Source organism: Streptomyces sp. NPDC005070, assembly GCF_053600395.1.
This window is the reverse complement of the sequence record NZ_JBSFZS010000044.1, coordinates 1-19,227: the sequence shown is the minus strand read 5'-3', so window position 1 is coordinate 19,227 and position 19,227 is coordinate 1. Positions and strand designations below refer to the sequence as shown.

Below are 19,227 nucleotides of genomic sequence, written 5' to 3'. Positions count from 1 at the left end.
CGATGGCGATCGACGACGTGGCCCCCCGGAACCGGGCCCGGCTGACCAGAGGTGGTTCCCCGTCCAGGCTGGCGCGTGACCTGCTCAGAACCGAGTACGGCAGACGGAACCGGGAGCGCGGCTGGACGGGTCCGGCCGACGCGGACGGCATCTGGGAGCGGCTGGTCGCCGAACTGCGGCGCCTGTTGCGGACCTTCACGGGCGGGTCGCGCTCGGCGCCGGGTGGGGGCGGGAGCGGCCCCGCGTCGGGCGGAGGAGGCCCCGTGTCCGGCGGCGGACAGGACGACGGACAGGAGACCGGCCCAGGAGTCGGACGCGACGGCGGACAGGAGACCGGACAGGGCGGCGGGCGGCGACCCGGCCCGGAGGGTCCCGTACACGCGGGACCCTCGGGACTCGCGCTCCTCGAACAACGCGTCCTCCGGCTGCCGACGCACGAGCGCGAGGCCTTCGAGGACGCGGTCCTGGACCTGGTCAGGAACAACAGGAAGTACCGGGAGGCGTTCGAGCAGTCTCCCGAGAGCATGCCGCTCGTCGCGCGCTGGGCCGCCAACGCGTACGAGAGGGAGCTGGCGCGTGAGGCACCCCCGGCGTCCGTCCCCTCGGGGCAGGACCCGGCCGGCCGACGGCCGGACGAGCCCGCGCGGTCGGAGGGGGAGCGCCCCGCGCGGGACCGGGCGGTGCCGGCGATCGCTCCCTCGGTCCTCGACCTGCCGAGCCGAGCGGCCTCACCGTTCCTCTCGATCCCGGAGTTCCCGCTCACGACTCCGGAGTCCCCGCTGATGCTCCCGGAGTCCCCGCTCACGAGCCAGGCGTCCTTGCTGACGGACCCGGCGGACGGCCTCTCTCCGCTGCCGTACCTGGCGAGCCCGGTCTCCCCGCTGCCGTACCTGGCGAGCCCGGTCTCCCCGCTGCTGAGCCAGACGGCCCCCGTGTCACCTCTGCTGAGCCAGACGACCCCGGTGTCCCCGCTGCTCGAACAGGCCGCCCCGGTGTCCCCGCCGCTCGGTTCCGCCGCCGTGGCGTCCCCGATCAGCGGTGACGGTCACCGGGTCCTGAGCGATTCGCTCGACGCCCTCTCCCGGTCCTCGGCACCGAGAAGCCCCGGCTCCTCTTCACGGCCCGGGACCTTCAGACCGCCGCCCGCCACACAGAACACGTCCGCCCCGCCCACACCACGACGCGTCTGACATCCGCACCCCGGGGAACCGTCCGACCCGGCCCCCCGGTTGAACCGTCCTCCCCCGCGCCCCGTTGTGCGGAGGGGAACCCGAAGGCACCGAAGGAGACGTATGTCAGGCGGTCCGCTCCGGCTCGGCGGGCCCCTGCGCGTGGGCGTCGGACGGGGTGTCGCCCAGGCGGCCGAGCCGTTCGCGTACCTTCTCGGCGTCCGGATGGTCGAACTCCACGAAGATCGACAGAGCCTGCCGCCAGGCCTCGCGCGCGGCCTCCGGCTCGTCGGCGTCGAGATGGACGTCCCCGAGGTTGCCCAGGGTGTGGCCCTCTCCCCAGCGGTTGCCGATGTCCTGGTGGGTCTTGAGCGCCTGGAGGTGGTACTCGACGGCGGCGCCGTGACGCCCCAGACGGCGGTGGGCGGTGCCCAGGATGTCGAGGGTGACCCCCTCGACCCACCGGTTGCCGCCCGCGCGCAGGACGGCCAGGGCTCGCTCCAGGCAGTCGACGGCCTCCTCGAACCGGCCCTGCCGCTGATAGGCGTCACCCAGGTTGCACAGGGAGATCCCCTCGCCCCAGGCACCGCCGATGGCCCGCTCGATGACCAGCCCCCGGCGGGTGTACTCGACGGCCTCGGCGAGCCGCCCGGACTGCAGATAGGCGTCGCCCAGGTTGGACACGGCCGCGCCTCTGCCGTCGTGGTCCCCCAGATCGCGGTAGGCGACCATCGCCTGACGCAGATGGTCGATCGTCTCGTCGAGCCGGCCCGAGCTGCGCAGGGCCGCCCCGACGTCCGCGAGTCCCTGGGCCTCGCCCCAGCGGTCGCCGGCGGCGCGGGCGGCGGCGAGCCCCACCCGGGCGGTGTCGAGCCAGTCGTGCATATGGCTGCGGAGGTAGAAGAACCCCCACAGGACGGCGGGCAGCCGCCAGGCGATGCCGGGATGTCCCGACGCGGCGGCCGTGTGCACCGTGCTGACCAGGTTGCCCCGCTCCTTCTCGCACCAGCCGAGCGCCTCGTCGTACGTCGTGAACTCCAGCGGCCGGCACAGCGGAGGCGGCGGGTCGAGGGGGATCGGGCGCCGGCGCGGGGTGATGTGCGGGTAGGCGGCGTCCGCGGTGTGCAGGTACCAGGAGAGCAGCCGTTCCCGGGCCAGGTCCCGCTCGCGCGGTGTCTCGTCGGCCTGGACGCGTTCGGCGGCGTACACACGCAGCAGGTCGTGCAGGGTGTAGCGGCCCGGGAAGTGCTCGGTGAGCAGATGCGCCCGGGTCAGCTCGACCAGCAGACCGCGGGCCTCCCGCGCCGGCAGCCCGGCGAGCGCGGCCGCGGCGGGCGCGGAGATGTCGGGCCCGGAGTGCAGGCTCAGCAGGTGGAACAGACGCGCGGCCGGGCCGGACAGCGCCTTGTACGACCAGGAGAAGACGGCCCGTACGTCCGTGGTGATGTCGTCGCCTCCGGCGAAGGCGTCCAGGCTGCCGTGGCTCTCGCGCAGCTCGTCGACGATGGCGCTGAGCGGGAAGCCGGGGTGCGCGGCGGCATGGGCGGCGACGATGGACAGCGCCAGCGGCAGCCGGGCGCACCGCGTGATGATCTCGTCGACCGCCCGCGGTTCGGCCGCCGGACGGCCGGTGCCGAGGCGGCGCGCCAACAGGTCGTACGACTCGGCGGGGGTGAGCTGGTCCAGGGTCAGCGGGTACGCGCCTTCCGCGGCGACCAGACCGGTGAGCTGGTTGCGGCTGGTGACGATGACCAGGCAGCCCGGAGAGCCGGGCAGCAGCGGGCGGACCTGCTCGGTGTCACGGGCGTTGTCGAGCAGGACGAGGATCCGGCGCTGGGCCAGCATGCTGCGGTAGAGCGCCGCCTGGGCGTCGAGACCGGCGGGGATCCGCATCGGGGGGACGCCGAGGGCGTCGAGGAAGGTGCGGATGGCGTCGTCCGGCGCCATCACCACGCCGGTCGGGTCGAAGCCGCGCAGGTTGACGTAGAGCTGTCCGTCGGGGAAGCGGCCGGCCATCTCGTGGGCCCAGTGCACGGCCAGGGTGGTCTTGCCGATACCGGCCATGCCGCCGATCGCGCTGATCACCACGGCGGGCGGAGCCTCACCCACCCCTGGCAACAGGGCTCGTACGCGCTCGAGTTCCGCCTCCCGGCCCGCGAACGTCGGCAGGTCCGAGGGCAGTTGGGCCGGAATCGCCGCCTGCGTGCCGCTCGGCGGGGTCGGCCGCGCGGACGGCTCCGGTCGGGGCGGCTCGGGTTCGGGTGTCCGCGACGCGGAGGAGGGACCCGGGTCCGGCGGAGGACCGCCGCCCTCGGACGGCCCGAGGCCCACGTCCGACCCACCGACCGAGTGCGGACCACCGGCCGAATGCGACCCGCCCGCCGAATGCGGACCGATACCCGAAGTCGGACCGATGCTCGGGGACGACCGGAGGCCCGAAGGCGGACCGACGCCCGGAGGCGGACCGATGTCCAGGGACGGGTCGGCGGCCAGGATGCGTTCGTGCAGGTCCTTCAGCGCCGCGCCGGGTTCGATGCCCAGCTCGGACACCAGGGTGCCGCGCGTCCCCCGGTAGGCGGCCAGCGCCTCGGCCTGCCGCCCGGACCGGTACAACGCCAGCATGAGCAGCCGGCACAGCCCTTCCCGCAGGGGGAACTTCCCGGCCAGCGAGACCAGTTCGGCGATCACCTCGCCGTGGCGTCCGAGTTCGACGTCGACGTCCAGCCGCAGCTCCAGCGCGGTCAGCCGCTGCTCGTCCAGCCGGGAACTCTCGGACTCGGCGAGCGGTCCCGGCACTCCCGCCAGCGCCGACCCCTGCCAGCCGCCGAGCGCGGCGCGCAGCAGTTCGGCCGCCGCGGACGGATCACCGGCGGCGCGCAGCTTCCTGGCCCCGGCGACCCGTCGCTCGAACACCCCCAGATCCAGGGCACCTTCGGGGACCCGGAGCGCGTAGCCGTCGCCGACGGAGACGATCACGCGAGGGGCGGCGGTGGCGTCACGTTCCGGTTCGAGCCCCTTGCGCAGACGTGACACATAGGTCCGTACGACCGACACGGCGGCCGTCGGCGGCCCCTCGCCCCAGACCGCGTCCAGGAGTTCGCCGAGCATGACGGGACGCCCCCGGCGCAGGAGCAGTGCCGCCAGCACCGCCCGCTGCTGCGGGGCACCGACGTCCACCTCTCGCTCCCCGCGCCATGCCCGGACCGGCCCCAGCACGGCGAAACGCACGGATTCCTCATAGGCGTTCACTCTCCGCACTCTACTGAACACCCCTTTCCGCTTAGGGGTGTTGGGAGTGTGCAAGGGGCCACACACCCCTCCCGTTTCCGCACCGCGCCGCCCGGGATTTGAACCGATCCAGGGTGGCGCCCGTTGCGCTACGAGGACCCGACGCGACGGGCCCGGCCGGCACGGACGCGGTCGGGCACGCCAGGAAGGAAGCGCCATGAGCCGGGGCGAACAGACACCCGGACCGACCACGGAGGACGTCCCCGCCGTGCCCGGCGAGCCGGACCCCCGCTTCACGGTGGTCATCTCCGGTGACGGTTCGGCCGTCATCGACGGTGAGCCCGTACCGTCGGCGGACGGGGTGACGGTCGACGCCGCGATCCTCGACGCCCTGCACGGGTACGCGCGGGACCGCGGCACCACCGTGACCGCCACGATCTCGGACCCGTCCGCGGGGTACGTGGCGTATGTCGAGGTGGCCCCGGACGGTTCGAGCACGCTCGTGGACCAGCGAGAGGAACCGCCACTCCCGCCGGCCCTCGATGAGCAGTCCGCCGCCGGGAACGGGGAGGGGGCTGAGCAGAACGGCCTCTGGTACGACGAGGACGGGGACGAGGAGAACGACGTCACGTCCGACGAGGACGAGGACGACGACGACTTCGACATGGAGGCGTACACGCTGGAGCAGCAGCGCCGACGGGAGTCCCGGACACCGCCCCCGCCCCCACCCGCCGCCTCGAACGGGGACGCGGACACGGACCCCGACCTGGACGGCAAGGATCCTGAATTCGGCGCGGCCTCAAGCCCGGCGGCGGGATTCGACACACCCGCGAACTCCGGGCCCGCCACGGGCCGTCCGCTCACCGGCCGTCCCCCCACCACCCGACCCGCCCCCCACCTCACCCGCCGAGCGGGGTCACGCCAGTCGGACGACGAGTACGAAGGCCCGGGCCTGCTGCACAGGCCGCTGGTCGTCGGGCCGGTGGCCCTCGTGGCGGCCGCTCTCGTCATTGTTCCGCTGGTGATGCTGGGCAGCGGCGGATCGGACGACGGCGGGCGCCGCGCGGAAGCCGCCCGGTCGACCAGCGAGACGAGCACGAGCCCGCAGGCGGAGAGGTCGGGGCCGGTCTCCACCTCGACGGTGAGCGTCCCGCCGTCCGGCCCCTCGACGTCGCCGTCGGCCGGACCGAAGGAGTCGAAGGGCGCGAAGAAGGGATCAAAGGGGGCCGGTGGCACGAAGGACAAGGGGAACGGCGCCGGGGCCGTCGTCACGGTGACCGCCGAGCCACCGCGGGCCACGGTGACCGCGAAGCCCGCGCAGGACACCGCCGCCACCGCCGTGAACCGACTCGCCCGCAACGATCCCTCGGGACGGCACATCTGCTACCGCGCCTACGTCTCCGGGCAGGGCTGGCAGAAGCCCGTGTGCGACGGCACGATGGCGGGCACCTCGGGCCGGAACAACCCGATCAAGGCGCTGAACATCGCGGTGTCCGGCAGTGGCGGCTCGGCCGCGAACGCCTTCGTCCACGACCCCGACTCGTCCGACGGCCGGGGCAAGTGGGAACCGCACTGGACAGCGGTGATCGCCGACGGCAGGAACAACTACATCGGCAGCACGAAGAAGAGCGCGCCCGTGATGTCGGGCTTCGCCATCAACATCGGCAGCGGCCGCATCTGCCAGACAGCCAAGGTCCACGGCTTCGACTGGGGCACCCAGGGCTGCGCCGACGCCCGCCCCGGCTACGTCTTCGGCGGCGCCCTGGAGAACGACCGCTGGCTGGAGGCGGTCAAGTTCACCCTCTGAGACCCCGCCCCCCACACCCACCTGGGACCCACACCCCCTTGCCCCCCTTGAACGCAAAAGCCCAGCTCAGACCACGTCTGAGCTGGGCTTGCAAGGGAGCCCCCTGTCGGATTCGAACCGACGACCTACGCATTACAAGCTGTCCGGACTCGTTCCAGGGCGGTCCAGAGCCGTCCATCAAAGGACCAACCTCGCTGGTCAGGTGACCTGTCGGATGCGCGTGGACAAGCTCGGACTATGCCGGACCGAGGAGCAATCGAGACTGAAACTGAGACTGGCTGCCAGGTCCATGGAGCGGCTCGCAAGGCGCCCTCGACAGTGCGCTGCGCCTCACCGAGACTGATCGCCATGGGGGACAGCGCAATGTGGGTCGCAGCTTTCACCGGCGGTACGGCCGTCTTAGCGAGCTGGGTGACCAACCTGGGGAACGTACGGGCTGCCCGGGTCCAGGCCGAGGCATCGATACAAGCCCAGCATCGAGGACGAGTTCGGGAACTACGACGCGCGGCCTACCTTGAGCTGATGCAACGCTCTCACGACACTGCAGAGTTGTACTGGAAGGTCTCGGACGCCTTCTTCCAGATACCCGACCCCCAACAGCAGTTGGCGCGACTAGAGGAGTTGCGCGTTGAACTACGCGAAGCCTACGCACCACTCATGCAAAGCGTCCGGATCGTCGTCCTAGAAGGGCCAGCCGCCACTGCCGATGCGGCTCAGGCCGTTCAAGACGCTGCGCTGAAAGTGAACCAATGCCTGTGGCACGTCACCCGCGGGGACGCAGACGCGCGCGATCGCTTTGACGTTGCAGAGGCCGCCTACCGGCAATGCCAAGCGCGATTCGTCGAGCGAGCGCGCACAGCGACTGAGGCCTCTTAGTCGCCTGATGGCCCGGATGTGCCTGCGTACGTGGGTGTAGCTGTACGAATGCGACCACATGAGCACGGCAAGCGCCACGCCCACGTGGTCGTCCCTGGCGGTTCTCGCGAGCCGCCCTCGCTCGGGCCGAGGACTACCCAGCCCTGAGCACGGCAGACTTACAGTCCGCGCGACCCCAGCCACCCGACCTGCTGTGTCCGCACCGCGCCACCCTGGCGGCCCACAGATGCCCCACGAGGGGCTCATCGCCCCCACGCGTGGCAGCACCCAATCCTCTTATGAGTGAGCCACATCACATGTCGCACCTCAAGATTTTTTGCCGGTAGGCGCCTTCCCCGTGCCTAGGAGGAGAAAGGCTTACACGACCCAGGCAAGGAAGACGCATGACTGAGACAGTGGCTGCCACCTCGTGCCTGACCTGCATCGCGCCCCATCTAGAACCTCTAAGCGTTCACTCGGAACCAACGCCGCGAGCGGAGGCGCTCTGGGAGTACTGGAGCCAGCGCCGCGGCTACGAGTACGTCCTCGTGTGCAATCGCGCCATCGGAATGCTTATCGGCAACGAGATCGTGGCACGCAGCACCAGAGAGCAAATTGAGGCAGCCACCGACGCCACCGAGCGAAGGGCAATTGCACGAATCCAACTCATACTCATGAAGCGCCTCATCGGCCACGCTCTGCTCCAGCTCGCCGAGGCCATCCGCGATCTACCTCCGTTGCCAGCGCGGCAGGCCCTCCTGGCGGCCCTCGAAGCGCGGAACGCAGCCATTGAGGGGGACACGCAGACGGTAGACGCCTTCGCCAAGGATTGGCTGGGGCTCCGACACCCCGGGCGGTGGCGTGCAGCAGTGGAAGCCGCGCTGCTTGGCGACTGGGTGACCACGCTTGGCCGCGGCATGGCACATGATCGCTTTGTGCTTGATCTGCTGCGACGGCACACCGAAGCAGAGCACACTTACTTGCAGCCACTGTGGGAGCGACGGGCACGAGGTCGAAGAGTTTGCCTCCTGAGCCAGCCGGTTGGTGTTGATCTAACCCTCCAAGACCTCCTGGTGGATCACAGAGGCCCGGATGCTGCAGTCCTTGCAGCCGAATATGACGACAGCCGACTAGCCGCCGTTCTTCGCGGGTTGCGTAACGACGAGGAAGCGCTGGCAGCAGAGTGGGCATGCACTGGTGGCACATGGGCGCAGGCAGCCGCTACCCATGACAGGGCACCCGAATTCGGTGAAAGGGTACGGCGGAAGCTCAAGCGTCTCGGAACGCAGCACACGATGCGTCACGCCCCAGCGGGCGGGGCAGGGGCATGATCATGGACCTCCTTGCGGCGGCCCTCCCCGAGTTTCTTGGCAGCCTAGCGGCAGCGCTGGTGATTTCCACCGGGCACTGGGCCGCCAGGCGGATCATGTTTCGACTGCCACGGGCGCCTCAGGCAACCCCTCCTGTCGACGGAGACCGTAACGAGCTTTGAGCCGTAATGTGCATGTTCGCGGAGCCGACAGTCGATCATTCGACGATGAGTCATGCGCTCGATCACTTGCACTGCCAGCGCTTCAGGCGGTCGATGCTCTGCTCCGGTGAGCACCCAAATCAGGTTCATGACATGAGCTACTACCGCATACTGGCCGGCAACCAGGGGGATTCGACCCGCAGCATCCGCCCGTAGCGGGAACCGGTACGGGCGTCCCCCAGGGTGTGGAGCGGTTCGAGCCCCACATTGTCAGGCTTCACCACGTTGCCGTCACGGCCTTGGTCGACGGAGGCTCGTCCACGGACTGTGGGAACGCGTCGTTCACCTGGATGGCTCACGTCCGCGCCTAGGCCGCAGCTGGACAGACTCCGGCGCGCCCCATGACGTCGCGGCCTGAAGTGGCGACCGCGGCGGGAGATCCGGCACGTCCCTATCCCGCCGCGCTTCGCCGCCATGCTCCGTTCTGCCTTTCAGCGGGTCGGAGGGGGTTTCCCTCCGCGTGGCGGCGCCACGATTCGAGCCTGGGAAGGCTAAGCCGGCAGATTTACAGTCCCCGCATGAACGCACTTCGAAAGCTGCACTGACCTGCACAGTTACAGGCGGCCACATCGAACCGCCCTCCAGCCGTCCACGCCTCGTCCACAGAGCGCGCTCGGGCGCTGCCAGAGTTCTACGCCCCGGGCAGAGGCGCTCCCCATGCCCGCTCGGTGAGTTCACCCCAAACACCCGGGGCGACCGTTCGAGGGTCGACCGCTTCGCTGGGTGCTGAGTGCTCGTACGTCCCGTCCGGCTGCTCGGACCTGTCGTAGTCCTTGACCCAAAAGACGCGCCGGATGAACTCGCCTGGCACGTCTCCAGCCGGGGCGCCAGAGCGAAGGACTGCGTAACCGACGCGGCGACCGCTACCACGCCACGGGACCGGCCGCCGGCGCGTTGAGACTGACAATTCGACCGACTGTCTGACGTAGTCGAACCGCTCGACATTCTCCGTCCACACGATGCCGTCCTCATGCTCAAGAGCTCTGAGGTTCTCGCCCATCGTCCCTCCCACAGTGTTGGAGTCGTAGTCACAGTGTGGCGCCACCAACCTGGGGGACCATCAACTTCCAGCCCCTATAGACAGGGACGGCGGCTCCATCAACCAGTTGCGGTCGCGGATGTGGCCGGATAACTGTGTCTAGCTGGGCGGACCCACCGTGGGGGCGCGGCTCTAGACTGCGCCCCCACGGCGGTAGTTGGCCGCCCAGGCGCGGCCCAGGAGGGCCCACCGATATCGATGACGCTTGCCAGGTACGAGCGCTGCCGGTTGAACCGCCGAAGGTCAGGCTAGGGGCAGCTTGCAGTCCACCCATGATCATTTCTCTGCATGTTCCTTGACCCGACGCTTTGGCGAGTCGAGGCGAGTCGCAAGGGCCACGCATCCACTCGTCGCCCACGCGCAACCCAGGAGAGCTGCCGCACGAAGGACCAATGCTTGCAAACCTCTGCCTCGCCGTGCACTCAGCCCCTATGCTGACTACCTAAAATCGCCTGATCAGAAGCCCGGTCACCAAATGGAAATTAGCTCCACCTTTGTAAACGGATTCGAAGGCCTCTGGCGTCGCCCACTGAACGACTACAAGAGTGCCATTCAGACTTATACAATCGTCATCGACACAAATGTACTTCTCGACCTTTACCGCTTCACACCCGTTGCCCGACAGGAACTATTGGATGTCCTGAAGAAAGTGCGGGAAAGGCTCTGGGTCCCACATCAAGTATCTAAAGAATATTTCTCCCGGCGCGTTGATGCACTAAAAGACCAGCTCGACCTATTTGATTCAGTCCCACGGGAACTCAAGGTGCTGCACGATAAAGCCATCTCGCAGGTTAACACCTTTGCACGCCGCTGCTCCCTTTCCGGGGAGGACAAGAATGCACTGATAGCGCCTTTGCAGCAGGCTCTTGCTAGCGTCGTGGATGAAATCAACCGACACCGAGCATCCCTCGATCTAACGCTTGAAAAGGTGGCGTCAGAAGACCCAATCCTCGAATCCCTTGCGGCCATCCTCGACGAGCGCACAGGAGGACCCTTCACTTCAGACGAAGAGAAGACCCTCCTACAGACATACTCCGAGCGAGCCGCCGCCAAAATCCCACCCGGTTACAGGGACTCCGGAAAGTCAGAGAACGCTCACGGTGACTACTTCATCTGGGAACAGATGATTCGGAACTGCATTGAGACGAAGAAGCCCACCCTCTTCATCACCAGCGACGTCAAGGACGACTGGTTTCACAAGGCAGCAGGAATCACCGTAGGAGCACGACCAGAACTTATCTCCGAGATGCGCGACCGCGCGGACTCAGACTTCCTCATGCTGCAACTGAGCAACTTCCTGAGAGCAGCCAAAGAATCCTTGGGAGCCCAGGTCAGTGAGGCAACCTACGAGGCCGCCAAGAATGTAGCATTGGAGTCGGCAAGGAAAAATAGCGAGGCTTACTATTTCACGATAGAAGATCGCCTCTACGAGGAAATTCTTGGCTACCTGACGGCGCATGTCGACCACGCAATGCAGGAACTCCAAGTCGCAGAATCAGAGACCGTTGGAAAGCCTCACACTATTGATCACGCGATCAAGACTCGCTTGATTCAGCAGAGAACACAGACGGTCGCCCAATATGCGGCAGACCTTGACGCATTTCGCGGTTGCCGCACTTTCCATTCGTTGGGAGGGATTGTCGAAGTTGCGACGACGAGCAAAACAACGGCAGCCATGATCGAACACTTGATGGGAGTGGTTAATTTCGGATCGACAACCGACGTCGAGATCATGGAATCCTCTACCGAAAAGGGAGGCACGATCTGGGCCAGGCGACTCGAAGCCGCACTTGCCCCCTACACTGATAACTTGGCCGTCAGATCTATTTCACCCGATTCAGTATCTTACCGCGTCGATGACATTTCGACCGTGGACACCGAAGCTGTCAGGAGGGTTGCGAAATCCTTCGATGTGGACATTCACTTGCTCACCGCAAACGGCCTGACTTATACCGCTCGGGCTCGCCGCTGATGGTGCGCTTCAACACAACCCCCGCAAATAAACTCGTCCGCCTCACCACATGGGACACGGCCTTGAGCGCAGTTTGGTCGGTTACCTGCCTGGTCTGGGTTCGAGCCTGACCGGAGGGCGAGCGGCTGGTGGACGCGGGGCAGTTCAGGTCGACAGCCCGTATCTCAGCCGCTGCTGTCGGCCGGAGCTTTGCCCACGGCCAGCAGGTGCGAACTGGCCGCAAGGAGTTCCGGGTAGGGCTCTGCCATGCGTGCCGCCTCCATTGCCGAGGCAATCAGCTCGTCCGTCGGCCCCTCACCCGGCTGTTGCTCGGCCGCTTTAACGAGCGACCATGCGGGTCCCTCGATCCCGAAGACCTGCACTTCCGTCAACCCGGATGCCGCCAACTCCGCCTCAAGCTCTTCAGCGCGGTGGAAGTAGGACAGGGTGAACCCTCGGACACCGTCGTAGACGGACGTCTCAAGGATCTTGGAGACGGACTCACGAATCCGTTCGGTGTGCAGGTGGGCGTATGTGACGTGCTCAAAGAGCGACGCGTAACGATTGATTGCAGCCGCCACAACCAATCCGCCCGGCTTCACCACTCGGCCGGCTTCCGCCAGCGCTGTACGCCGATCATCGGGGTCGGGCAGGTGGTACAGCGGCCCGAGTAGCTGCACGACGTCGAAACTGTCGTCCGGCTCACGCAGATCGCGAGCATCTCCCACGATCGCCGAGCACACGGCCGACGCGCTCTCGACATGACGGGGCACCGGGTCCACGAGCGTGACGTCGTAGCCGTCCTTCACAAGCCATTCAGCGTGAACCCCGGTTCCCCCTCCCACGTCGAGTACGCGCGCCGGTGCGGGGGGCAAGAAGCGTCGGAGAAGCTCTTGAGTTCTGACCAACTCCATGCGTCCGTCTGCCGAGCTACGCAGGCGGCTGTCCTCGTTCACTGTCTCGCCGTAGAACCGCATCACAGAGGGTGCCAATTCGAGATTCGACATGGTCGCAGTATCGTGTGTACCGGTGGACCAGTCCAGCATGCGGAGTAGAGGAAGCCATGGCCGTCCTGAAGTACGAAGAGATCGCCGAGTCTCTACGCACCCGCATCGCCGCTGGTGAGTTCGCCCCTGGTGCCACCATCCCCTCCGGCCGCGACCTGGCCGAACAGTGGGACGTGTCACGAGCCACCGCCATCAAGGCCGTGGACGTGCTCCGCAACGACGGCGTAGTGGTGGCCAAGCAAGGCACCGGTTTCGTCGTCACGGAGACGCCCGTGGCTCGCGCCGCCGGCGCCCGCCGAGCTGGGTCGGCGCGCATCTTGGGTGGGATGCCGTTCTTGCGCGTCGGTACGCCCGACTGGGCGGAGCCTCCCGCCCGCGTCGCCGTCGCACTCGGGATCGCTCCCGGTGTGCTGGCACTCCGACGCATCCGCGTCCTCCAGCTCCCGGACGGAACCCCGAACAGTTGCGTGGAGGCGTGGTTCCCTCCGGAGATCGCGGAGGCGGCGCCTCGCCTCGCCGACACTGCCCCCATCGCCGAGGGCACGACACGCTACGTCCGTCGGCAGACCGGACGGTTCCCGGTCGAAGGAGTGGACATCACCACCGTGCGCCTCGCTACGGACACGGAGGCAGAGCGCTTGGACGTAGCGACGGCCACCCCGGTCGCCGTGCTCCTCCACACGGCGCACGACGAGGAAGGTCGTCCGTTGGTCTGCGAGGAGGGCGTTACCCCCTCCTCGCTCTTCGAGCAGGTGGACACCTACGCCATGTAGGCACCCCCAAACCACGCTGGACCGGTCCGCCGGTCCAGCTTTTTTGACGCCTCGTCACACCACCTGACCTGCACTAATTCTGTCCAGCGCCAAGCAACTCCATTTTCAACGCTTGACTGGACCGGTCCACCGGTCCAGTCTGTTGATGCGACACCGCTCCTCCCCGGCGAGGAGCGGTTCCGGATCGGGATGGCTCGCCACAACTAGGGGCCCCGCGCTGGTAGTTGCTTGAGAACTGCATAAGCGGGCCCCGTCTCCCCGAGTCGAAAAGACGGCCGCGCGGCTGTTCCGCGCATCAACCCTCGCGGCCCATCGCTGCGGCCGGTTGCCTCCGCTGCTCGTCTCGTACGAGCAGCGTCGAGGGGAGCCGGATCTACCGACTTCAACGGCGCGCGGCCCCGGTGCTCGAACACCGGGGCCGCTGTTCGGGCCGTTCCTGTGTGAGAGGAACACGACCCAATGAACCCCATCGTCACTGTTCAGGAAGCTGATACCGCGTTCGCCGACTTCATGGAGCCGACGGGCGCGGAGCTGGACGCGATCGAGCTGGAGATGCCCGTGATCCTCGCGGACGTCGACCTGATCGACGCGCAGATCACCGCCATGGACCACGTCCCCAACGAGGTCGACACCCGCCGGGTGCGCCGGGCGCTGGCCCGGGTGCTCGCCGAGCGGGCCAAGCTGACCAACCGCACCGCCGGCACGATCCCGGCGGGGGTGGCGTGATGGCCCGCCCAACCGCGCTGCCCGCCGTCGCCGTGACGGCGGTCTCCTTGGTCCTCACCCTGGCCGTTGTCGTGATGTGGCTGGGTTCAGCGATGCCATGGCCGGTCGCGCTGGTGGTCGGTCTGGGCATCGACGGGGGATGGCTCGCCACCCTCGCCTACGAACGGCGCCTCGCCGCACAGGGCGACCACTCCTCCGCCGTAACCGCCGTGGGCTGGTCGTTCGGTCTGCTCGCCACCGGCGTCCTGATCGCCCACGCCCTCACGGCGGAAGCGGACACGGGCGCCTGGTTAGCGGTGGCGTGGCTGCCGCTCGCGGCGAAGGCACTGTGGCTGGTCCACGGGCTGTGGGAGCGGACCGCGCTCACCCCGGCCGCGCTGAATGCCATCACCGGAATCCAGCAGGAAGCCCGCGACGAAGCAGCCGTGGCCCGCGCCCGACTGCGGGCCGAAGCCAGCACCGAGGAAACCCGGCTGACAGCCGTGACACAGGCCGGAGCCCGCGTCGCCCGCGTCCAGGCCAGCACCGCCAAACGCCTCTCCGACGCATGGTCAACGCTCGAAGCGGCCCGGACCGGCGACGACACGAACAGGGCACTGACCAGCGTGACGCACCGCGTCACGCCCGACGTCGCACCCCACTGGGATCTCCCCGTATGGGGACCGAGCGAGCCCCTGACCGCGCTCGAATCAGGGCCCGCGCTGACCGACACGGAACTTGACGCGGCCGTTGAGGACATCCGCACGAGCCGCGTTCCCGCCCTGTCCTACCGGGAGATGGCGACCCGCTTCCGGGCGGCCGGCCACTCCGCGTCCGAAGTCCGGCTGCGGGCGGCGTGGAAGCGCGTGGCGTGATGTCAGCGCTGCCGGTGTTCCGGTGGCGCCTGGCCCCGGACGGCTACGCCACCCGCCGCCAACTCCGCGCCCGCGGCCTGCGGCCTGGCGGACAAGCCGTGGCAGCGCAGCTCGAACGGCCGCGCCGCCGTCGGGGCCCGCTGGTCGCCTACCTCTACCGGGTCGACCTCGCCCGGCCGGTGCGGCCGATGACGGCCGCGAAGTGGGCGGCGCTGGCCAAGGCCAACACCGCCCGCCGCACCTGCCCGTCCTGCCGCCGCGATGCGGGCTACGTCATCCCGGCCTCGCTCGGGACCTGCGTGCCCTGCTCCTACCCGGAAGCCCAGCGCGCCGCCTGAACCCTCCCACCACATCTTGGAGTTCCGCTGTGACCAGCATCAACGCTGCTCCGAGCAGCATCGAATACGCCTGGCACGCGCACGTGACCATGCCGGGCGAGGGCCGCGCGTTCGCCCACGGAACCGTCACGGCCCCGATCACCTTCTGCTCCGGCCGCGTCACCCGCGAAGTCGCCGCATGGCTGCGCGCCCAGGGCTCGACGGTCCAGCCCGCCGACATTCACCTGATCCTCGCCCCGCGCGCCGGAAAGGCGGTCTGACCATGGGCAAGCCCGACACCCGTCGCCTGGACCGGGCGATCCGCGAGACGAACCGCAAGCTCGAAGCCGTCCGGCGCGGCGAGCTGTGGCCGCTCACCGGTTCCGAGCGGCGCCAGATGCTCGCCGCGCTCGCCGGCGGCTCCTACCGGGTCATGCGCGGCAAGAGCACCGGACGCGCCGACAACCGGATCGAGTCCGTCTCGACGTCGGCGGAGACGCGGCTGATCGCGGAGACGACCGCGTTGCAGATCGAGCGTCAGCGCGTCGTCACCGAGGCCGCCCGCGCCAAGGCCGCGAAAAAGTCCTCCGGCTGGTGGTGACCCGCACCGCCCGCCTGCCTGCACTGCACTTTCTCCCCTTCCCTCTCACCCCGGACTCGGGGCAGTCAGGAGCGCCACCAACCATGAGTGACAACGTCGTTCACCTGCACAAAAACACCACCCCCACCAACGTGACCACGTTGACCGTGGTCCCCGATCCGGCCCCCGCCGCACCGGTCCCGCTGTGGGTCCGCTCCGGCCGTGCCATCCGCACGGCGGTCACGCACGAGACGACCAGGACGACCGCCCGAGCCGTCGCCCGGCACACCCTCTACGTCGCCGGCGGCGCCCGTATCGCGGCGAAGCGGACGTGGGACGGGCGGACTGCCTCCCGCTACGAGCGGATGTTCCGCGCGGCCGAAGCCGCGGGGAACCATGAGATGGCCACGGAGTGGGAGGAGCGGGGGCAGCACTTCCGCGAGGCCCGTCACCGCCGCCGGATGGACCTGCTCCATTCCCCGCTCGACGCGGCCAAGGGCGTCGCGGTCACTGCGGGCATGGGTGTCGGTTCGCTGGTCGCGCTCGGGGTCGTGATGGCCGTCGCGACGAAGGACGTCACGCAGGTCGTCACCCCGCTGATGGCCACGATCGAGTTCATCAACCTGATCATCACCATCGTTCAGGTGGTCTGGGGCCCGGCGCTCGCCATCGGCCCGTTCCTGGCCCTGCTCGCCTTATGGGCTGTGGGCAGCAAGCAGCAGGCCGCACCCGCCTGGGCCCTGCCCGACAGCGTCCGATCGAACGAGGGCGAACCGATCACCCCGTCGATCGTGGTCAAGGCCCTGCGCGACCTCGGCATCCCCGCACTGCGCAACGCGATCAAGGACATGGGCGACGCCGGCGCGTCGATGCTCGGCCCGATCCGGATCGCCGGATGCGGCGTGGAAGTCGACGTCACCCTCCCGTCCGGGGTGGCGACGAACGAGGTGCAGACCCGACGCCGGAAGCTCGCGGAGAACCTGACCCGGCACGAGCACGAGGTGTTCATCGTCATCCCCGAGGCGGCCCGCACGGTCCGCCTGTGGATCGCGGACTCCGGGGCGCTGGACGAGCCGATCGGCCCGTCCCCGCTGGTCACCGACCCGACCATCACCGCGAACTACAAGACCGGCAAGGCGCCGTGGGGTCAGGATCTGCGCGGTGACCTGGCGGAACTGAGCCTCTACCAGCGCCACCTCCTGATCACCGGCCGCTCGAACCAGGGCAAGACGGCAAGCCTGCGCTCGCTCGCTCTGTGGCTTGCCCAGGACCGGACCTGCCGGTTCTGGATCGCCGATCTCAAGGGCATCGGGGACTGGGCCATGTTCGAGGGCATCGCCGAAGTGCTGATCGAGGGCCCCTCCGACGACCACGTCATCCGGGCGACCGAGATGGTCGAAGACGCGGTCGAGGAGATGAACCGGCGGATCGAGGAGCAGCGCCGCGACCCGGGCACCGTGTTCGAGCCGCTGATCGTGACGGTCGATGAGGCGCAGTTGGCGTTCATGTGCCCGGTCGTCGGCGACGACAAGCGCCCCTACGGCGGCTCCAAGGCCACCTCCCGCTACTTCATGGCCGTGCGCAAGATTCACAACCAGGGCCGCGCGGTCGACGTGCTGATGTGGCAGGGCACCCAGGACCCGACCGACCAGAACCTGCCCAAGCTGGTCCGCGAGGGAGCCCACACCCGCGCCTCCCTCGTACTGGGCACCGAATCCCAGGCCCGCATGGCCCTCGGCGACAAGGCAGTCGAGGACGGCGCCGCCCCCCACATGCTCCGCCAAGGGCTCGACAAGGGAACCCTCGTGGTCGCCACGGACGGCATCAAGATGCCGGCGGGACAGTCATCCATCACGGTCCGAACCCACTTCATCGACGACGAACCCGCCGTCGAGATTGCCGCACGGGCCAAGGCCCTGCGCGACGGCATGACCACCCTGCGCGCCGTCGACCAGGGCGAGGAGCGGGACGCTCTCGCCGACGTCGCCACCGCGATCGGTGACGCCCCGCGCCTGCGGACCAACGAGGTCCTCAAGCACCTGCACACCCTGGCGCCGGACACCTACGGCGACCAGTGGACCAACGACCGCCTCAAGGCCCTGCTGGAAGCGCACGGCGTGGAGCCGAAGAAGTCGCACGGGGTCATGGTCGTCCACCGCGATCACGTCCTGCGCGCTCTCGCCAACCGCGACGCGGACGGTTCCGCTTCCGCCTCCCGATAGCGGGGAGGCAGGCCCTCCCGGCTTGGGGAGGCGGGGAGTACTCCCCAACCCCCTCCCCGAGCCGCTTCCCTCATCTTGATCAGGGAAAACACTGTTTCAGGGAGGCGGGGAGGCACCCCAGGTCAACTGCCGAACCCCCCTCCACAGGTCACCCCCAAGGGGGTGCCTCAGCCTCCCCCGCTGTGCACCGGAAGGGATTCCGCATGTACCCCGAACACAACACCCACCACCGCCCCGTGACCGCCGTGGAAGTCCACCAGCCCCCGCCGATGGCGCCCGTCGTCGCGACGCCGGCCCTGCTCGTGCCCGTCCAGCCGGGCGCCGTTCCGGCGGTGGCGAGCGTGGTCCTGCCCGACGGACGGGTCGTCACCGGCTACGCCATCAACCCCGTCCAGCCCGAACACCTCGCGGCCAAGCCGCCCGTCTCCCGCACGGCGGTGAACGTCGCGCTGGGAGGCGTCGGGTTCCTCGCGGTGTGCGGCGGCCTGCTGCTGCTCGCAACGTTCATCGCCGCACTCACCGCGCTCATCACCCAACTGATCACCCTCGCCGCCGTCATCTTCGGCGGCTGGATCGCTGTGCAGGTCTTCGGCGCAGCCGGCGGCTCCAAGGGCGGGACCACGGTCCACATCCGCAGGGCCGTGATCAAGCGCAACCGCTTCTACAGCTAGCCCTGCTGGCTGGCGGTGCGCTTGCTGAGCCAGTGGGCCTCCAGCCAGATGCGGTGCTCCGGCCTCAGCGGCACGGCCAGGCCCTGGCCGTGCAACTGGCCGTAGAGCGGGAATCCGCGCAGGCCCGGGGCTATGTCGATCAGGCCGGATGCGGGATTCACCGCGATCTGGCCCAGGTCGAACAGCCGGTGGATGTCCCGCCTCAGCAGCAGGCCGCCGTAGTCGTGGTGCTCGCCGGACTCGGCGTAGCTGTAGAGGTGGGCTGCTTCCAGGACGGCTTCGGGGGCCGCTCCGGTCATCGCGCAATGCTCGCCCTGTTCGCGCAGGAGGCGGCTTCGGAACGCGCTCTGTCCCACCCGGACGCGCACCGTGGCGACGTTGTGGCCCCCGGGAATCGGGGCATGGTCTTCGTCTTCGAGCTCTATGGGCAGTTCCTCGCCCGCGATCTCGAAGAGTGCATCGCGCAGCTTCTCCCACCGGAACGGCCGCATGCTCAG

16 protein-coding genes are annotated in these 19,227 nt (G+C 68.6%); 12 read left to right on the top strand and 4 right to left on the bottom strand.

Annotated features, from left to right (window positions below; translation table 11 throughout):
- Positions 1 to 2 precede the first annotated feature (2 nt).
- Entirely contained in the window at positions 3 to 1,190 is a 1,188-nt protein-coding gene (locus ACWEBX_RS17235) for a hypothetical protein (protein WP_451885678.1), read from the top strand.
- Between the two features lie 105 nt (positions 1,191 to 1,295).
- On the opposite strand, the gene ACWEBX_RS17230 is transcribed toward ACWEBX_RS17235, so the two are convergent.
- The gene (locus ACWEBX_RS17230; protein WP_451885677.1) at positions 1,296 to 4,418 is read right to left on the bottom strand and encodes an AfsR/SARP family transcriptional regulator; all 3,123 of its coding nucleotides are present in this window, start codon (positions 4,416 to 4,418) and stop codon (positions 1,296 to 1,298) included.
- 196 nt (positions 4,419 to 4,614) lie between these two features.
- Here ACWEBX_RS17230 and ACWEBX_RS17225 point away from each other — a divergent pair, with 196 nt between their 5' ends.
- Together ACWEBX_RS17225 and ACWEBX_RS17220 are read left to right on the top strand one after the other, a co-directional pair.
- Positions 4,615 to 6,204 carry a hypothetical protein gene (locus ACWEBX_RS17225; protein WP_451885676.1) on the top strand — a complete coding sequence of 530 codons (1,590 nt, stop codon included), beginning with the start codon at positions 4,615 to 4,617 and terminating at the stop codon, positions 6,202 to 6,204.
- 1,259 nt (positions 6,205 to 7,463) lie between these two features.
- Positions 7,464 to 8,390 (top strand): hypothetical protein, encoded by a 927-nt coding sequence (locus ACWEBX_RS17220; RefSeq protein WP_451885675.1) that lies wholly within the window; start codon positions 7,464 to 7,466, stop codon positions 8,388 to 8,390.
- 831 nt (positions 8,391 to 9,221) lie between these two features.
- Here the strand turns inward: ACWEBX_RS17220 and ACWEBX_RS17215 are convergent.
- Positions 9,222 to 9,590 (bottom strand): DUF6009 family protein, encoded by a 369-nt coding sequence (locus tag ACWEBX_RS17215; protein ID WP_451885674.1) that lies wholly within the window; start codon positions 9,588 to 9,590, stop codon positions 9,222 to 9,224.
- A gap of 514 nt (positions 9,591 to 10,104) precedes the next feature.
- Between ACWEBX_RS17215 and ACWEBX_RS17210 the strand changes: the two genes are divergently transcribed.
- Entirely contained in the window at positions 10,105 to 11,601 is a 1,497-nt protein-coding gene (locus ACWEBX_RS17210) for a PIN domain-containing protein (protein WP_451885673.1), read from the top strand.
- A gap of 164 nt (positions 11,602 to 11,765) precedes the next feature.
- On the opposite strand, the gene ACWEBX_RS17205 is transcribed toward ACWEBX_RS17210, so the two are convergent.
- Entirely contained in the window at positions 11,766 to 12,587 is an 822-nt protein-coding gene (locus ACWEBX_RS17205; protein WP_451885672.1) for a class I SAM-dependent methyltransferase, read from the bottom strand.
- A gap of 56 nt (positions 12,588 to 12,643) precedes the next feature.
- Between ACWEBX_RS17205 and ACWEBX_RS17200 the strand changes: the two genes are divergently transcribed.
- The 8 genes from ACWEBX_RS17200 (at position 12,644) to ACWEBX_RS17165 (ending at position 18,730) form a co-directional block, all read left to right on the top strand.
- Entirely contained in the window at positions 12,644 to 13,360 is a 717-nt protein-coding gene (locus ACWEBX_RS17200) for a GntR family transcriptional regulator (protein WP_451885671.1), read from the top strand.
- Positions 13,361 to 13,819: 459 nt separating this feature from the next.
- Complete coding sequence (locus tag ACWEBX_RS17195; protein WP_451885670.1) at positions 13,820 to 14,086, top strand: DUF6284 family protein; 267 nt, start codon at positions 13,820 to 13,822, stop codon at positions 14,084 to 14,086.
- Entirely contained in the window at positions 14,086 to 14,940 is an 855-nt protein-coding gene (locus ACWEBX_RS17190; protein WP_451885669.1) for a protein spdB, read from the top strand. The genes ACWEBX_RS17195 and ACWEBX_RS17190 overlap by 1 nt, the downstream gene beginning before the upstream one ends.
- A complete protein-coding gene (locus ACWEBX_RS17185) occupies positions 14,940 to 15,278 on the top strand; it encodes an RRQRL motif-containing zinc-binding protein (RefSeq protein WP_451885710.1) in 339 nt (112 codons plus the stop codon). The genes ACWEBX_RS17190 and ACWEBX_RS17185 overlap by 1 nt, the downstream gene beginning before the upstream one ends.
- Before the next feature lie 29 nt (positions 15,279 to 15,307).
- Complete coding sequence (locus ACWEBX_RS17180) at positions 15,308 to 15,538, top strand: hypothetical protein (RefSeq protein ID WP_451885668.1); 231 nt, start codon at positions 15,308 to 15,310, stop codon at positions 15,536 to 15,538.
- A gap of 2 nt (positions 15,539 to 15,540) precedes the next feature.
- Complete coding sequence (locus ACWEBX_RS17175; RefSeq protein WP_451885667.1) at positions 15,541 to 15,858, top strand: hypothetical protein; 318 nt, start codon at positions 15,541 to 15,543, stop codon at positions 15,856 to 15,858.
- An 83-nt stretch (positions 15,859 to 15,941) separates the two neighbouring features.
- Positions 15,942 to 18,059 (top strand): FtsK/SpoIIIE domain-containing protein, encoded by a 2,118-nt coding sequence (locus ACWEBX_RS17170; protein ID WP_451885666.1) that lies wholly within the window; start codon positions 15,942 to 15,944, stop codon positions 18,057 to 18,059.
- 203 nt (positions 18,060 to 18,262) lie between these two features.
- A complete protein-coding gene (locus ACWEBX_RS17165; protein ID WP_451885665.1) occupies positions 18,263 to 18,730 on the top strand; it encodes a hypothetical protein in 468 nt (155 codons plus the stop codon).
- On the opposite strand, the gene ACWEBX_RS17160 is transcribed toward ACWEBX_RS17165, so the two are convergent.
- On the bottom strand, positions 18,727 to 19,227 hold a 501-nt coding region (locus ACWEBX_RS17160; protein ID WP_451885664.1), incomplete at its 5' end, for an HNH endonuclease. The genes ACWEBX_RS17165 and ACWEBX_RS17160 overlap by 4 nt on opposite strands.

Bases quoted from the DNA above. Each gene is read 5' to 3' on its own strand.
- ACWEBX_RS17170 (WP_451885666.1), top strand. From the start codon at position 15,942: ATGAGTGACAACGTCGTTCACCTGCACAAAAACACCACCCCCACCAAC.
- ACWEBX_RS17175 (WP_451885667.1), top strand. From the start codon at position 15,541: ATGGGCAAGCCCGACACCCGTCGCCTGGACCGGGCGATCCGCGAGACG.
- ACWEBX_RS17205 (WP_451885672.1), bottom strand. From the start codon at position 12,587: ATGTCGAATCTCGAATTGGCACCCTCTGTGATGCGGTTCTACGGCGAG.
- ACWEBX_RS17215 (WP_451885674.1), bottom strand. From the start codon at position 9,590: ATGGGCGAGAACCTCAGAGCTCTTGAGCATGAGGACGGCATCGTGTGG.
- ACWEBX_RS17220 (WP_451885675.1), top strand. From the start codon at position 7,464: ATGACTGAGACAGTGGCTGCCACCTCGTGCCTGACCTGCATCGCGCCC.
- ACWEBX_RS17195 (WP_451885670.1), top strand. From the start codon at position 13,820: ATGAACCCCATCGTCACTGTTCAGGAAGCTGATACCGCGTTCGCCGAC.
- ACWEBX_RS17225 (WP_451885676.1), top strand. From the start codon at position 4,615: ATGAGCCGGGGCGAACAGACACCCGGACCGACCACGGAGGACGTCCCC.
- ACWEBX_RS17210 (WP_451885673.1), top strand. From the start codon at position 10,105: ATGGAAATTAGCTCCACCTTTGTAAACGGATTCGAAGGCCTCTGGCGT.
- ACWEBX_RS17200 (WP_451885671.1), top strand. From the start codon at position 12,644: ATGGCCGTCCTGAAGTACGAAGAGATCGCCGAGTCTCTACGCACCCGC.
- ACWEBX_RS17185 (WP_451885710.1), top strand. From the start codon at position 14,940: ATGTCAGCGCTGCCGGTGTTCCGGTGGCGCCTGGCCCCGGACGGCTAC.
- ACWEBX_RS17165 (WP_451885665.1), top strand. From the start codon at position 18,263: ATGTACCCCGAACACAACACCCACCACCGCCCCGTGACCGCCGTGGAA.
- ACWEBX_RS17190 (WP_451885669.1), top strand. From the start codon at position 14,086: ATGGCCCGCCCAACCGCGCTGCCCGCCGTCGCCGTGACGGCGGTCTCC.
- ACWEBX_RS17235 (WP_451885678.1), top strand. From the start codon at position 3: ATGGCGATCGACGACGTGGCCCCCCGGAACCGGGCCCGGCTGACCAGA.